A 13,393-nucleotide genomic window follows, 5' to 3' on the forward strand; every position below is an offset into this window, starting at 1 on the left:
CGATGGTGTTCCCGGCGAGCGGCGGCGACAATACGGCCCTTGCCGTTCCCCGTTCCCGCATTCGAGTGACTGATGAGCGCCTCTTTCGTTTCGCCTGATGTGATCCGCCGCCTGTTCGCCCAGGCCATGTCCCGCATGTACCGCACCGAAGTGCCGCTGTACGGCACGCTGGTGGAACTGGTGGAGCGGATCAACGCACAGGTGCTTGCCCAGGACCCGGCGCTGGCCGCGCAGCTGCAGCGCAACGACGAGCGCGCACGCCTGGACGAAGAGCGCCACGGCGCGATCCGCGTCGGCACCGCGCAGGAGCTGGCCACGCTGCGCCGCCTGTTCGCGGTGATGGGCATGTTCCCGGTCGCCTACTACGACCTGTCGGTGGCCGGCGTGCCGGTGCATTCCACGGCCTTCCGCCCGCTCACCGGCGCGGCGCTGGCGCAGAACCCGTTCCGCGTGTTCACCTCGCTGCTGCGCCTTGAGCTGATCGAAGACGAAACCCTGCGCGCCGAGTCCGCGCGCATCCTCGAACGCCGCCGCATCTTCACCGAGGGCGCGCTGGCGCTGATCGACCAGGCCGAGCGTGCGGGTGGCCTGTCGCAGGCCGATGCCGAGCGCTTCGTTGCCGAGGCACTGGAGACCTTCCGTTGGCATGGCGATGCCACGGTCGACCTGCCCACCTACCACGCGCTGCACGATGCGCACCGGCTGGTGGCCGACGTGGTCAGCTTCCGTGGCCCGCACATCAACCACCTCACCCCGCGCACGCTGGATATCGATGCCGCACAGGCGGCGATGATCGAGCACGGCATGGCGGCTAAAGCGGTCATCGAAGGCCCGCCGCGCCGCGCCTGCCCGATCCTGCTGCGGCAGACCAGCTTCAAGGCGCTGGAAGAGGCGGTGCATTTCCCGGGCGGTGAGGGCGGCGCTGCCGGCACGCATACCGCGCGCTTCGGCGAGATCGAGCAGCGTGGCCTGGCCCTGACCCCGAAGGGCCGCGCGCTGTACGACCAGCTGTTGTCGCAGGCCCGCGATGCCGGCGGCGAAGGTAGCACCGGCGGTGACTACGGCCAGCGCCTGCAGGCGGTGTTTGCCAGCTTCCCGGATGACCACGACACCCTGCGCCAGGAGGGGCTGGGCTATTACCGTTACCAGCTGACCGAGGCCGGCCGCGCCGCGCCGGAACGCGTGGCCGATCTGCCGGCCGAAGTGCTGGTGGCCGCCGGCCTGGCCACGGCCGATCCGATCGTCTACGAGGATTTCCTGCCGGTCAGCGCCGCGGGCATCTTCCAGTCCAACCTGGGCGGCGAAGAGCAGCGTGCCTATGCCGCGCACGCCAACCGCGAAGCGTTCGAGCAGGCGATGGGCGTGGCGGTGAACGACGAGTTCGAGATCTACGAGCGGCTGCAGGCCGAATCGCTGGCGGCGCTGCGTATCGCGTGATCCATACCGTGTGGAGCCGAGCATGGGCTCGGCTCCACAACCTGTAGAGCCGAGCCCATGCTCGGCTCCCCGGAACCGGGTCTCAGCCCTTCATCGTGCCGGTATCCAGCCAACGCTGGTGCCACGACAGCGCTTCGGGCAGCAGGTGCGGGGTGTGCTTGCCGTAGCTTTCGCGGCTGGCACGGTCGAAGTAATCCTGCAGCTGCGGGCGGAAATCCGGGTGCGCACAGTTGTCGATCAGCACCTGCGCACGCTTGCGCGGGGTCAGCCCACGCAGGTCGGCCAGGCCCTGTTCGGTCACGATCACCGACACGTCGTGCTCGGTGTGATCGACATGGCTCACCATCGGCGTAATCGCCGAAATCGTGCCGTTCTTCGCCGTGGACGGGCTGAGGAAGGCCGACAGGAAACCATTGCGGGCGAAGTCACCCGAACCGCCGATGCCGTTCATGATCCGCGTGCCCATCACGTGCGTCGAATTGACGTTGCCGTAGATGTCCACCTCGATCATGCCGTTCATGCCAATGCAGCCCAGGCGGCGCACCAGTTCCGGGTGGTTGGAGATTTCCTGCGTGCGCATGATGATGCGTTCGCGGTAGAAATCGATGTGCTCCTTGAACGTCTCGTTGGCCTGCGGGCTCAGCGCGAAACCGGTGCACGAGGCATAGCTCAGCACGCCGTCGCGCAGCAGGTCGAGCATGCCGTCCTGGATGACTTCGGTAAACGCGGCCAGATCGCGGAAACCGCTCTTGGCCAGGCCCGCCAGCACCGCGTTGGGAATGTTGCCCACGCCCGACTGCAGCGGCAGCAGGTTCGGCGGCAGGCGGCCCTTCTTCACCTCGTGCTTGAGGAACTCGATCAGGTGCGAGGCGATCTGTTCGCTTGTCGCATCGATGGGGCTGAAGGGGCTGTTGCGGTCCGGGCCGTTGGTGCGCACCACCGCCACGATCTTGTCCGGGTCGCAGCGCAGCGCGGTATCGCCGATGCGGTCGTTGGCGTTCACCAGCGGAATCGGCTTGCGGTGCGGCGGCAGCGCGGTGCCGTAGTAGATGTCATGCATGCCGTCGACGCCGGCCGGCTGCCATTCGTTGACCTCGACGATCACCTTCTTGGCCAGGTCCAGCCAGGTCTTGTTGTTGCCCACCGAAGTGGAGGGCACCAGCGAGCCATCTTCGCGGATGGCCGACACTTCGATCACCGCGGTATCGATCTCGCCGTAGAAGCCGAACCAGACGTGCTGGGCGACGTGGCTGAGGTGGATGTCGATGTAATCCAGCTTGCCCTCGTTGATGCGGTTGCGCGCATCCGGGTCGCTCTGGAACGGCATGCGCATGGCGATGCCATCGGCCTTGGCCAGCGCACCATCGAGTTCCGGCGCGGTGGAAGCGCCGGTCATCAGCTTGATCTGGAAGGGCAGGCCCTGGGCGTGCACCGTCTCGATGCGGCGCGCCAGTTCCACGGGAACGGCCTTGGGGTAGCCGGAACCAGTGAAGCCACTCATGGCGACGGTTTCACCGGGCTGGATCAGCGCGGCTGCGGCCTCGGCGGAGACCACGCGGTCACGGAGACGCGCGTTGGCGATGCGATCAACAGACATGACGACACGTGTTTCAGGGGGGAATCCCGATTATCGGCCATCCCCCGGCGTACGGGGCGTTCTACCTTCGTGGAATGGCTTTTCCGGGCTGCGGGCTACCATACCCACCAGTTCTGTTTTGCAGTGCAGCGTGCAATGTCCTTCCGCAGCCCGCAGGATGGCCCTGCATCCCGACGTGGGGGAGGGAGCAGAGCCCGCTGGCAGTTCGCTGCAAGCGGGCTTTTTTATTGCCTGATGCCCAAACTGAATACGGGCATGCTCTATCGGTAGTGCCGGCCGCTGGCCGGCAACCCGCAACCGGCAACCTGCGCACCCCTGCCGGCCAGCGGCCGGCACTACCGGGTCCGTTGCGCCCCAGCCGGGTCGATACAATCGACCCATGACCCTCGCCCCCGCTGAATTGCCCGCCACCCTGCAGCCCCTGGTCGACCGCGCCCTGGCGCGCCTGGCCCACGTCCTGCCCGGGCCCATCCCCGCCGAGCTGCAGCCGCCACTGGCGCGCCTGGCGGTGGCCAGCGACTTCGCCCTGGACACCCTCGTGCGCCAGCCGGCGCTGCTGGCCCACCTGGCGCAGCCGGGCTGCCCGCCGCTGCCGGCGCCGGTGCTCGACCCGCAGCAGCCCAGCGACTGGCCGGCGCAGCTGCGGCGCTGGCGTGCGGCCATGTCCACCCGCCTGGTCTGGCGCGATCTGGCCGGCCTGGATGACGTGCCGCATACCCTGGCCGGCGCCACCACTCTGGCCGAGGACTGCCTGCGCCTGGCGCTGGAGGCCCTGCAGCAGGAGTTCGCCCAGCGCCACGGGGTCATCCGCGATGACCACGGCCAGCCCATGCAGCTGGTGGTGTTCGGCCTGGGCAAGCTGGGCGGTGGCGAGCTCAACTTCAGTTCCGATATCGATCTGGTCTACGCCTATCCGCAGGGTGGCGAATCCGACGGCCCGCGCCCGCTGGCCGCCGAGGAATACTTCGCCCGCCTCGGCCAGCGCCTGGCCAAGCTGCTGGACGACACCACCGTCGATGGCTTCAGTCACCGCGTCGACCTGCGCCTTCGCCCGTTCGGCAGCGCCGGCCGTGTCGCGCTGTCGTTCGCGGCGATGGACCAGTACTTCCAGCGCGAGGGCCGCGACTGGGAACGCTATGCCTGGCTGAAGGCGCGCGCGGTGGCCGGTGATATCGCCGCCGGTGAAGCGTGGCTGCAGACGCTGCGCCCGTTCGTTTACCGCCGCTACCTGGATTTCACCGCGCTCGACGGCCTGCGCGAGATGAAGGCGGCGATCACCGCCGAGGTCGCCCGCCGCGAACTGCACGAAGACATCAAGCGCGGCGCCGGCGGCATCCGCGAAATCGAATTCCTCTGCCAGGCCCTGCAGCTGATCCGCGCCGGGCGCGAGCCGGTGCTGCGCGAGCGCCGCCTGCTGGTGGCCCTGCAGGCGCTGGTCAACGCCGGCCAGATTGCAGCGGACGATGGTGCCGCGCTGCGCGAGGCCTACCTGTTCCTGCGCCGCCTGGAAAACCGCCTGCAGATGCTGCGCGATGCGCAGACCCACGTGCTGCCCAGCGACCCGCTGGACCGCCAGCGCATCGCCCTCGGCCTGGGCTATGGCGATTGGGATGAACTGCGCGCGGCCCTGGCCGTGCAGCAGCAGCGGGTCAGTACCGAATTCGCCGCGCTGCTGGCCCCGCGCAAGGGCCAGGCCGCCCCCGATGCGCTGGCCAGCTACTGGCGCAGCCTGCCCGACGGCAGCAACGCCGAACTGCTGGCCGAAGCCGGTTTCCTCGATGCCAACGGTGCCGACCAGTCGCTGCGTGATTTCGCCCAGAGCACCGGCGTGAAGTCACTGTCCGATGCCGCGCGTGCGCGCCTGGACCGCGTGCTGCCGGCGCTGCTGCATGCGGCCACGCGCTCGCCGCAGCCCGATGCCGCACTCAAGCGCGTGCTCGGCCTGTTGCAGGCCGTGCTGCGCCGAACCAGCTACCTGGCGCTGCTGGACGAGCAACCCAGCGCCCTGGCGCGGCTGGTGGACGTGCTGGCGCGCAGCGCGCTGCTGGCCGAACGCCTGGCGGCGTACCCCCTGCTGCTGGACGAACTGCTGGACGTGCGCGTGTCCGGGCCGATGCCCGATTTCGTCGGCATGCTGGCCGAGTGCCAGCAGGTGCTGCCGGTGGAAGATCCCGAATCGCAGCTGCGCTGGCTCAATGAAACGCGGCTCGCCCTCAGCTTCCGCATGGCGATGGCCACGCTGGATGGCCGCCAGGGCGCGGTGGACAGCACCCGCCAGCTGGCCGAGCTGGCGCAGGCGGTGGTCATCACCGTACTGAAGCTGGCCGAGGCGGACATGCAGGCCGCGCACGGCAACGTGCCGGGCGGCCGCTTCGCCATCATCGGTTACGGCAGCCTGGGTGGGCTGGAGCTGGGCTTCGGCTCGGACTTGGACCTGGTGTTCCTGCACGACCATCCGGCCGGCGTTGAAACCAGCGATGGCGCCCGCCCGCTGGAACCGGGCCGCTGGTACGCGCGCCTGGCGCAGAAGGTGATGGCCCTGCTCGGCGCGGTCACCGCCGCGGGCCGCCTGTACGACATCGACGTGCGCCTGCGCCCGGATGGCGGCAAGGGGTCGCTGGTGTCCTCGCTGGCCAGCTACACCGACTACCAGCGCGAGCGCGCCTGGACCTGGGAACACCAGGCCCTGGTGCGCGCACGCGGCGTGGCCGGCGATGCCAGCCTGCTGGCCGATTTCGAACAGGTGCGCGCGCAGACGCTGGGCCGCGAACGCGACCACGCTACGTTGTACGCCGACGTGCTGAAGATGCGCGGGCGCATGCGCACCGAACTGGACCGCAGCGATGCCGCGCGCCTGGACCTGAAGCAGGGCGCCGGTGGCGTGGTGGATCTGGAATTCCTGTTGCAGACCGGCGTGCTGGCACGCAGCGCGCAGGTGGCGGCGCTGCTGGAACCGCGCGACACGCCGTCGTTGATCGACGCACTGGCGGCGGCGGGATTCCTGCCCGAAGACACCGCACGTGCGCTGCAGGGCGCGCACGCCACCCTGCTGGATGTCGGCCTGGCCTGCACGCTGGACCGCCGCCCGCGGTTGGCAGCCACAACGCCTGCGATTGAAGACGCGTGTGCAGCGATCAGTGCCGCCTGCGTGGCCGCAGAGCTGCCGTTCGGCTGACCCGCTTTGGTAGGTGCCGACCGTTGGGCGGCACACTCCGTCAGCTGCGATGAACCCTGAAGGATCGTGCCGACCAACGGTCGGCACCCACCGGAGCGATGGTCGGGCGATGCCCGCTGTTGGTCGGCACACTCCGTCAGCTGCGATGAACCCTGAAGGATCGTGCCGACCAACGGTCGGCACCCACCAGGGCAATGGTCGGGCGATGCCCCGCCGTTGGTAGGTGCCGACCGTTGGTCGGCACACTCTGTCAGCCGCGATGAACCCTGAAGGATCGTGCCGACCAACGGTCGGCACCCACCGGAGCAATGGTCGGGCGATGCCCCGCTGTTGGTCGGCACCCACCAGAGCAACGGTCGGGCGATGCCCCGTTGTTGGTCGGCACCCACCGGAGCGATGGTCGGGCGATGCCCCGCCGTTGGTAGGTGCCGACCGTTGGTCGGCACACTCTGTAAGGTGCGATGAACCCAAAAGGATCGTGCCGACCAACGGTCGGCACCTACCGGGCCAGCGGCGCCATCTTCCACAGCAACGCGCGGAACGGTGCCAGCAGGCACACGCCGATGGCCAGCTTCACCGCCAGGTCGCCTGCGGCCCAGCTCACCCACGGCAATGCAGAACCGGCGAAGGCGATCGACCAGAAGATCGTGGTGTCCACCGTCGCGCTGCAGGTGGTGGCCACCATCGGTGCGCGCCACCAGCTGCCACGGCGCAGGCGGTCGAAGACCGTGATGTCCAGCAGCTGGGCCACGATGAAGGCCGAGCACGAGGCAATGGCGATGCGCGGGGTCGCCACCCACACCGACAGCACCACTGCCACCAGGAAACCGATCCACGCCACCCGGCGGGCCGGGCCCGGGCCGAAGCGGCGGTTGATCAGGTTGCTCACCAGGAACGCCACCGGGTAGCTGAACGCGCCCCAGGTCAGCCAGTCGTTGATGGGGTACTGCACCAGCACGTTGGACAGCAGCACCACCGCGCCCATGGCCAGCACTGCCAGCACGAGCGCGCGCGGGGTCAGCGGGGCAAACACAGGGTCAGGACGCACGGACATGGCGAGCCAGGGAGGACGAGGGAATCGCCCATTATCCGCCCGGTGGCCGGCAAAGCCAAAACCGCCCGTAACCCGGTGACGTGCGCGAAGCGGCTGCCGGCCAGCGGCCGGCACTACCCCAGCGACAGGCGCGCGTGTACTTCCGCCGCCACCCGCGCGGTTTCGCGCAGCGGCTCGATACGGTCGTACTGCCAGTCCAGCCAGCGCGCCTGCAGCCGCCCTCGTTCATGCAGCTGGCGCTGGAAGCGGGCCAGCCGCCCCTGCGCGGTGCCGGCCAGGGCCACCATCACCGGCATGCGCGTGGCGCTGGCTTCAGAGAGCAGGTTCACCGAATCCGGCGATACCACCACCCGGTTGGCCCAGCCCAGCAGGCCGGCATACGGGTTCACGCCGTCGCCGCCGTCGCCCCAGATCACATGCGGCAGATGCGCGAACTTTGCGCGCAGGATTTCGGCCAGCGCCGGCGGCGTGCGCCGCGAGGTGGTGGCCAGCAGGCTGCCGCCTTCACTGCGGATCTGCTCGGCCAGTGCGTCGAACACGGCCACCATCGCCGCCTCGTCCCACGGCGCCAGCGGCGTCGGCCCGCCCACCAGCAGCGCGGTGCGCGGGCCGGGCAGGGTGCTGAAACCGGCAAACGCCGCACGGCCCCAGGCCAGCCAGTCATCGTCCACCGGGTTCAGGCTGCCCACCAGGGTCAGCACGTTGCTGCCACGCAGGGCATCGTGTTCGGGCACCACCACCAGATCCCAATGGCGCGAGGGCAGGCGCGGGTCGAGGATCTGCACCGTGCGGCTGCCGCGCGCACGCAGTACGCGCAGCGCACCGGCGGCCTGGCGGCCACAGCCGATCGCCAGCGCAGGGGCCTGCGCGGCCAGCTCCATGAAGTCCTGGCCGTAGCCGTTCACATCCCCGGGCAGGCGCCGCGGCGAGAGCCAGCGCCACGGAGCACGGGGCTGCAGGACCAGCGGGCGGTGGGTGCCCTGGCGCAGCGCCGAGGCCAGCGCGACCGCCTGGCGGACATTGCCGGCACGGCCGTCAGTGACCGTCCACGGCGCGCTCGATCGTTTCACCATTGGCATTAATTCGTTTCAGCCCTGCTGGGTGTTGCAACAGTCGCGACACTCTACACTCCTGATCGTCGTTTCGCCCCGCGTCGCCCGCGGGCACTCACTCCCTTTTGTTGCCCTGGAGATCCACCGATGTCCCACGCGCTCGACGCTGCTGCACTGGACCAGTTGTTCCGCACTGCCCGTACCCAGAACGCCTTCCTCGACAAGCCCGTGGAAGACGCCCAGCTGCACGCCCTGTACGAGCTGGTGAAGTGGGGCCCGACCGCCGCCAATGGCAGCCCGGCGCGCTTCGTGTTCGTGAAGTCGGCCGAAGCCAAGGCCAAGCTGGCCCCGGCGCTGTCCGAAGGCAACCACGACAAGACCCTGGCCGCACCGGTCACCGTGATCGTCGCTTTCGACCAGGACTTCCACGAGAAGCTGCCGTACCTGTTCCCCCACACCGATGCCAAGGCCTGGTTCGACGGCCCGCGTGAAGGCCGCCACGAAGGCGCGTTCCGCAATGGCAGCCTGCAGGGTGCCTACCTGATCCTGGCCGCCCGCGCGCTGGGCCTGGATGCCGGCCCGATGTCCGGCTTCGACAACGCCAAGGTCGACGAAGCCTTCTTCGCCGGCACCAACATCAAGTCGAATTTCCTGGTCAACCTGGGGTACGGTGACCCCTCGGGCCTGTTCCCCCGTCTGCCGCGCCTGTCGTTCGACGAAGCGGCGCGCATCGCGTAAGTCGCTGTATCGGTTTCGGGCCGCCGCCTTGGCGGCCTCTGCTGCACCGTGTACCCACCCTACGATTCCGGAGAGTTCCTCAGATGAGCGCCACCCGTAAACTGCTGCTGCCGCTGGCCCTGACCCTGGCCATCGCCGCCTGCTCCAAGCCGGCCGACACCGCTGCCCCGGCCGCCGATGCTGCCGCCCCGGCGGCCACCGAGCAGGCTGCCGCCACCCCGTCGGCTGACGCCGCTGCCGCCGCCCCGGCCGCCGAAGCGATCCAGATCGCCTCGGGCACCTACAAGCTCGACCCGAGCCACACCGACGTGCTGGCCCAGTGGAGCCACTTCGGCTTCTCGCACCCGAGCGCGCACTTCGGCAACGCCGAAGGCACCCTGGTGTACGACGCCGCCGACGTGACCAAGTCCACCGTGGAAGTGAAGCTGCCGCTGAGCGGCCTGAACAGCTTCACCGCCAAGTTCGACGAACACCTGAAGAGCGCCGATTTCTTCGACGCCGCCAAGTTTGCCGATGCCACCTTCAAGAGCACCAAGGTTGAAGCGGCCGGCACCAACAAGCTGACCGTCACCGGCGACCTGACCATCAAGGGCATCACCAAGCCGGTCACCCTGGACGTCACCGTCAACGGCGGCGGCGAGCATCCGATGGCCAAGGTCCCGGCTGCTGGCTTCGATGCAACCACCACCCTGAAGCGCAGCGATTTCGGCGTGGGCGCCTACGCCCCGAACGTCAGCGATGAAGTGAACATCCGCATCACCACCGAAGCCACCGGCGAAAAGCCGGCTGCTTGATGTAACCCGCTCACTCGTCGTGAGAAGGCAGAAGGCCCGCTGAAAAGCGGGCCTTCTTTTTTTTGGGGGGGATGGGCCTGGGCGGGAACCTGCTTTGGGGCGGGCCTGCACGGAAACCTGCTTTCGGTAGAGTCGACTGTCAGTCGACTGCTCTTCGCGGTGCGCCAAGATCCCGCGCTGCGCGCGTTAGTCGACTAACAGTCGACTCTACCCCGTCGTTGTTTTCCAGAACCCCGCCGAGATATCCGCAATCCTGCCGGCCAGCGGTCGGCACTACCGCCCTCAGCGCAGCGCCACCAGCCAGGCCGCGCAGGCTTCGCTCGGGCTCTGCTTGGCCTTCACCGTCATGCCGCTGGCGCGCGCGAAGGTCTGTGCGGCCTGGGCCACCACGTTGCGGGCAATCAGCGCGGCCTGCTTGGTAGCCGCCTGCTGCTTGCGCAGCTGCACGATATGCACCGACGGGCGCCCCGCCGGCGCGTACTTCTGGTCGCGGCGCAGGATGTCGGCCACCTGGGCCACTTCGAATTCGGCCTGGAGGAAACGGTGCTCGGCCTCCAGCAGCTCGCGCAGCGGTGCGCGCAGGGCGGCCGGGTCGGCGAAGGCGGCCAGGGCCGTATCGCAGGCCGCGTCATCGGCAAAGCGGGTGCGCAGCTTGTCGACGCCAGCCAGGGTCAGTTTGCCCATGGAGGGCCTCACAGGTGCAGGAAAGGAGCGCGATTGTGGCAGAGAACGTTGCAACGCGTTCCTGTAGCGCCGAGCCCAAAACAGCCGGGCATCGGCGCGGCCCTACAATGGACCGCTGTTTCACACCACGGAAGGCAACACCATGCAGGAAGCACAGTATTGGTTGAACGAATTCTGGGCCGGGTTGAGCGTGTTCGACCTGGCCCTGGGCAGCGTGCTGGGCACGTTGCTGGGGCTGCTGGCCGGCCTGGGCCTCTGGTACGCCCTGTATCGCCGCCGCTGGCTGCACCGGCAACGGCGCTGGCACCACTGGCTGCTGGCCAGCTACATGGTGCTGCTGCCGCTGGGTACGGCGTTCTTCGGCCTGCAGCTGGGGTTCACCGCCGGTGCGCACCGCGCGCTGCTCAAGCAGCTGGACCACTTCCAGCCGCACCTGCAGACCCTGGTAGGCACGTGGAGCCACGGCTTCACCGATTCGCTGGATGACCCGCGCATGCGCGAGGCGCTGCGGAGCCAGGGCACGGTGGGGGATATCGCCGATGCAGTGGCGTCGGCCTACCTCAGCGAACACCCGCTGCCGATGGCTGACCGCCTGGGCGAGGGCCGGGTGGGGCGCGCCAGCGGCTGGGTGATCGGCAAGGTGCGCGAAGGCGTGCTGCGCGGCCTGGTGGAAGACACCCTGGCGGACAAGGCCGGCGTGGTGGGCGTGGAGCCCAAGGTCGTGCGCGAGGCGCTGACCATGCAGGTGGACGAGCTGCTGCACACGCGCGGCGTGGTGCGGCTGGTCAAGGCGCAGATCAACGGCATGATGCCCGGCGTGTACTTCGGGCTGCTGCTGCCGTGGCTGGCCATCGTGCTGCTGATGGGGCTGGAGATCTGGGCCGCGCACCGGTTTGGCTGGGTGCGCCGGGTAGCGCCGCCCTTGTAGAGCCGAGCCCATGCTCGGCTTGCCGGTGAAGCAGCCGAGCATGGGCTCGGCTCTACAGGGCAGGCAGTGCGGACCAACGGTCCGCACCCACCGAAGGTGGTGGCTGGCGCAGCTCAATCGCCGTCGGTTTCGCAATGCCGCCCTTGTAGAGCCGAGCCCATGCTCGGCTTGCCGGTAAAACAGCCGAGCGTGGGCTCGGCTCTACAGGGCAGGCAGTGCGGACCAACGGTCCGCACCTACCCCAAGCGACATCAATCGCCGTCGGTTTCGCAATGCCGCCCTTGTAGAGCCGAGCCGATGCTCGGCTTGCCGGTGAAGCAGCCGAGCGTGGGCTCGGCTCTACAGGGCAGGCAGTGCGGACCAACGGTCCGCACCTACCCCAAGCGACATCAATCGCCGTCGGTTTCGTCCGGGTGCGCCTTCCAGTAGCCGGTCGAGCGGATCCAATCGCGCGGCACGCCCAGGTGGCCTTCGATGAACTTGCGCATCATCCGGGCGCGGCGCGATTCGGTGGCGATCCAGTAGAACGTGTCGCCGTCGGGCGCTTCGAAGTCGGTCAGCATGTCTTCCAGCAGCGTGCTGCTGGCCGCCGGGAAGCCATTGCGCTCCAGCCAGTGGATGCGCACGTTCTCGTACTGCGGCAGGTCCTGGCGCTCGTCCTCGTCGCTCACTTCGATGTACGCCTGCACCTCGGCGCCATCGGGCAGCACGTCCAGCCAGCGGGCGATGGCCGGCAGCGCGGTTTCATCGCCAATCAGCACGTAGGCGTCGTAATCGTCGGCCACCACGAACGAGCCGCGCGGGCCGCCGATGGCCAGGCTGTCACCCGGCTGCGCACGCTCGGCCCACGGCCCGGCAACGCCCTGGTCGTGCAGCACGAAATCGATGGCCAGCTCGCCGGCCTCGTGGTCCCACCAGCGCGGGGTGTAATCGCGCGCCACCGAGTGCTCCTTGCCCTCGGGGTAGCGCGGGCCCTCGGCGGTCATCGCCGGCAGCACCATCTCGCCGCTGCTGTTGGGGAAGAACAGCTTGATGTGGTCATCCGGGCCGGGCGAATCGAAACCGGCCAGATCGGCGCCACCCAGCACCACGCGGCGCATGTGCGGGGTGACAGTCTCGGTGCGCAGCACGGTCAGCTGGCGGAAGCGCACATCCAGGCGCAGCCGCGAATTTTCATGTTGGGTCATTGCAGTACCTGTGCAGGTAGGCGCGCGGGGTCGCGCGCGTGGAAGGGGTGAACGACCTGGCGGGCGTCAGTCTGGCTCGGTCGGGGTAACGGGGTAGGGGCCATCGCCCAGTGCGCCGTTCAGCAGGGCAGACGCACGCGACAGCTGCGCGGCCACGGCTTCGGCCTCGCCCTCGCTCCAGCGGCCGTGGTGGCGCACCAGCGCCTGCTTGAACTCGCGCAGGGCGGCGGCCAGCGGCGGCGGCAGCGAGGCCTTGGTGATCTCGCGGGCACGGTCGAAGGCGCGGCGCTGGGCCAGCCGCACCTGGGTGCGCTGTACCTTCAGCTCGAATTCGCCTGCGGCGGTAATGCGGAACACCCGGCGGCCATCCTCTTCTTCCGAGGCCACCCAGCCGGCCTGCTCGAAGCTGGCCAGCAGCGGGTACATGGTGCCGGCGCTGGGCGTGTAGGCCTGCATGAACAAGCCGCTGATGTGCTGGATCAGCTCGTAGCCGTGGCGCGGCTGCTCGCCGATCAGCGCCAGTACCAGCAGGCGCAGGTCGCCGCGGCTGAGCACGCGGGGCTGGCCGTTGCGGCGGGGAACGGCGGGTGCATCGTCTTCCTTGCGCACCTTGGCGGTAGAGGTCCGGGTCATTTCGATATATCGGTAACGATTGTGCAAACGATATATCGATAAGTCGAACCGGACAAGTACGGTTTCGGCCAGACCGATGTGCGGTTTCGGCCACGGGGCCAGGCAGGGCAAGGG

The 13,393-nt window shown here is 68.8% G+C and carries 11 protein-coding genes; 5 read left to right on the forward strand and 6 right to left on the reverse strand.

Features of this window, described 5'->3' with window-relative positions; translation table 11 throughout:
• The first annotated feature begins 72 nt into the window (after positions 1-72).
• Positions 73-1,437, forward strand: a complete 1,365-nt coding sequence (locus QMZ26_RS13510) for a VOC family protein (RefSeq protein WP_200733533.1) — start codon at positions 73-75, stop codon at positions 1,435-1,437.
• An 82-nt stretch (positions 1,438-1,519) separates the two neighbouring features.
• Here QMZ26_RS13510 and QMZ26_RS13515 read toward each other — a convergent pair whose 3' ends face one another.
• Positions 1,520-3,034, reverse strand: a complete 1,515-nt coding sequence (locus QMZ26_RS13515; protein ID WP_079220400.1) for an acetyl-CoA hydrolase/transferase family protein — start codon at positions 3,032-3,034, stop codon at positions 1,520-1,522.
• A 379-nt stretch (positions 3,035-3,413) separates the two neighbouring features.
• On the opposite strand from QMZ26_RS13515, the gene glnE reads away from it, so the two are divergent.
• Positions 3,414-6,209 (forward strand): bifunctional [glutamate--ammonia ligase]-adenylyl-L-tyrosine phosphorylase/[glutamate--ammonia-ligase] adenylyltransferase, encoded by a 2,796-nt coding sequence (gene glnE / locus QMZ26_RS13520; RefSeq protein WP_283221768.1) that lies wholly within the window; start codon positions 3,414-3,416, stop codon positions 6,207-6,209.
• A gap of 499 nt (positions 6,210-6,708) precedes the next feature.
• Here the strand turns inward: glnE and QMZ26_RS13525 are convergent, their stop codons facing one another.
• On the reverse strand, positions 6,709-7,263 hold the full coding sequence (locus QMZ26_RS13525) for a queuosine precursor transporter (RefSeq protein WP_079220403.1): 555 nt from the start codon (positions 7,261-7,263) through the stop codon (positions 6,709-6,711).
• Between the two features lie 113 nt (positions 7,264-7,376).
• On the reverse strand, positions 7,377-8,336 hold the full coding sequence (locus QMZ26_RS13530; RefSeq protein WP_283221769.1) for a mitochondrial fission ELM1 family protein: 960 nt from the start codon (positions 8,334-8,336) through the stop codon (positions 7,377-7,379).
• Positions 8,337-8,462: 126 nt separating this feature from the next.
• Here QMZ26_RS13530 and QMZ26_RS13535 point away from each other — a divergent pair, with 126 nt between their 5' ends.
• Together QMZ26_RS13535 and QMZ26_RS13540 are read left to right on the forward strand one after the other, a co-directional pair.
• On the forward strand, positions 8,463-9,053 hold the full coding sequence (locus QMZ26_RS13535; RefSeq protein WP_108745798.1) for a malonic semialdehyde reductase: 591 nt from the start codon (positions 8,463-8,465) through the stop codon (positions 9,051-9,053).
• Positions 9,054-9,136: 83 nt separating this feature from the next.
• A complete protein-coding gene (locus tag QMZ26_RS13540; protein WP_079220406.1) occupies positions 9,137-9,847 on the forward strand; it encodes a YceI family protein in 711 nt (236 codons plus the stop codon).
• A gap of 282 nt (positions 9,848-10,129) precedes the next feature.
• On the opposite strand, the gene QMZ26_RS13545 is transcribed toward QMZ26_RS13540, so the two are convergent.
• A complete protein-coding gene (locus QMZ26_RS13545; RefSeq protein ID WP_283221770.1) occupies positions 10,130-10,531 on the reverse strand; it encodes a hypothetical protein in 402 nt (133 codons plus the stop codon).
• Positions 10,532-10,673: 142 nt separating this feature from the next.
• On the opposite strand from QMZ26_RS13545, the gene QMZ26_RS13550 reads away from it, so the two are divergent.
• Positions 10,674-11,459, forward strand: a complete 786-nt coding sequence (locus tag QMZ26_RS13550; protein WP_283221771.1) for a hypothetical protein — start codon at positions 10,674-10,676, stop codon at positions 11,457-11,459.
• A 389-nt stretch (positions 11,460-11,848) separates the two neighbouring features.
• On the opposite strand, the gene QMZ26_RS13555 is transcribed toward QMZ26_RS13550, so the two are convergent.
• Positions 11,849-12,646 (reverse strand): siderophore-interacting protein, encoded by a 798-nt coding sequence (locus QMZ26_RS13555; protein WP_283221772.1) that lies wholly within the window; start codon positions 12,644-12,646, stop codon positions 11,849-11,851.
• A gap of 66 nt (positions 12,647-12,712) precedes the next feature.
• Positions 12,713-13,279, reverse strand: a complete 567-nt coding sequence (locus QMZ26_RS13560; RefSeq protein WP_283221773.1) for a PadR family transcriptional regulator — start codon at positions 13,277-13,279, stop codon at positions 12,713-12,715.
• Positions 13,280-13,393: the final 114 nt, after the last annotated feature.

The sequence above is a fragment of the Stenotrophomonas sp. PFBMAA-4 genome, from assembly GCF_030053215.1.
In the GTDB taxonomy this organism is placed as follows: domain Bacteria; phylum Pseudomonadota; class Gammaproteobacteria; order Xanthomonadales; family Xanthomonadaceae; genus Stenotrophomonas.

Coding starts and splice junctions, on each gene's coding strand:
- QMZ26_RS13535 (WP_108745798.1), top strand. CDS start 8,463: ATGTCCCACGCGCTCGACGCTGCTGCACTGGACCAGTTGTTCCGCACT.
- QMZ26_RS13515 (WP_079220400.1), bottom strand. CDS start 3,034: ATGTCTGTTGATCGCATCGCCAACGCGCGTCTCCGTGACCGCGTGGTC.
- QMZ26_RS13550 (WP_283221771.1), top strand. CDS start 10,674: ATGCAGGAAGCACAGTATTGGTTGAACGAATTCTGGGCCGGGTTGAGC.
- QMZ26_RS13555 (WP_283221772.1), bottom strand. CDS start 12,646: ATGACCCAACATGAAAATTCGCGGCTGCGCCTGGATGTGCGCTTCCGC.
- QMZ26_RS13525 (WP_079220403.1), bottom strand. CDS start 7,263: ATGTCCGTGCGTCCTGACCCTGTGTTTGCCCCGCTGACCCCGCGCGCG.
- QMZ26_RS13510 (WP_200733533.1), top strand. CDS start 73: ATGAGCGCCTCTTTCGTTTCGCCTGATGTGATCCGCCGCCTGTTCGCC.
- QMZ26_RS13560 (WP_283221773.1), bottom strand. CDS start 13,279: ATGACCCGGACCTCTACCGCCAAGGTGCGCAAGGAAGACGATGCACCC.
- glnE (WP_283221768.1), top strand. CDS start 3,414: ATGACCCTCGCCCCCGCTGAATTGCCCGCCACCCTGCAGCCCCTGGTC.
- QMZ26_RS13540 (WP_079220406.1), top strand. CDS start 9,137: ATGAGCGCCACCCGTAAACTGCTGCTGCCGCTGGCCCTGACCCTGGCC.
- QMZ26_RS13530 (WP_283221769.1), bottom strand. CDS start 8,336: ATGGTGAAACGATCGAGCGCGCCGTGGACGGTCACTGACGGCCGTGCC.
- QMZ26_RS13545 (WP_283221770.1), bottom strand. CDS start 10,531: ATGGGCAAACTGACCCTGGCTGGCGTCGACAAGCTGCGCACCCGCTTT.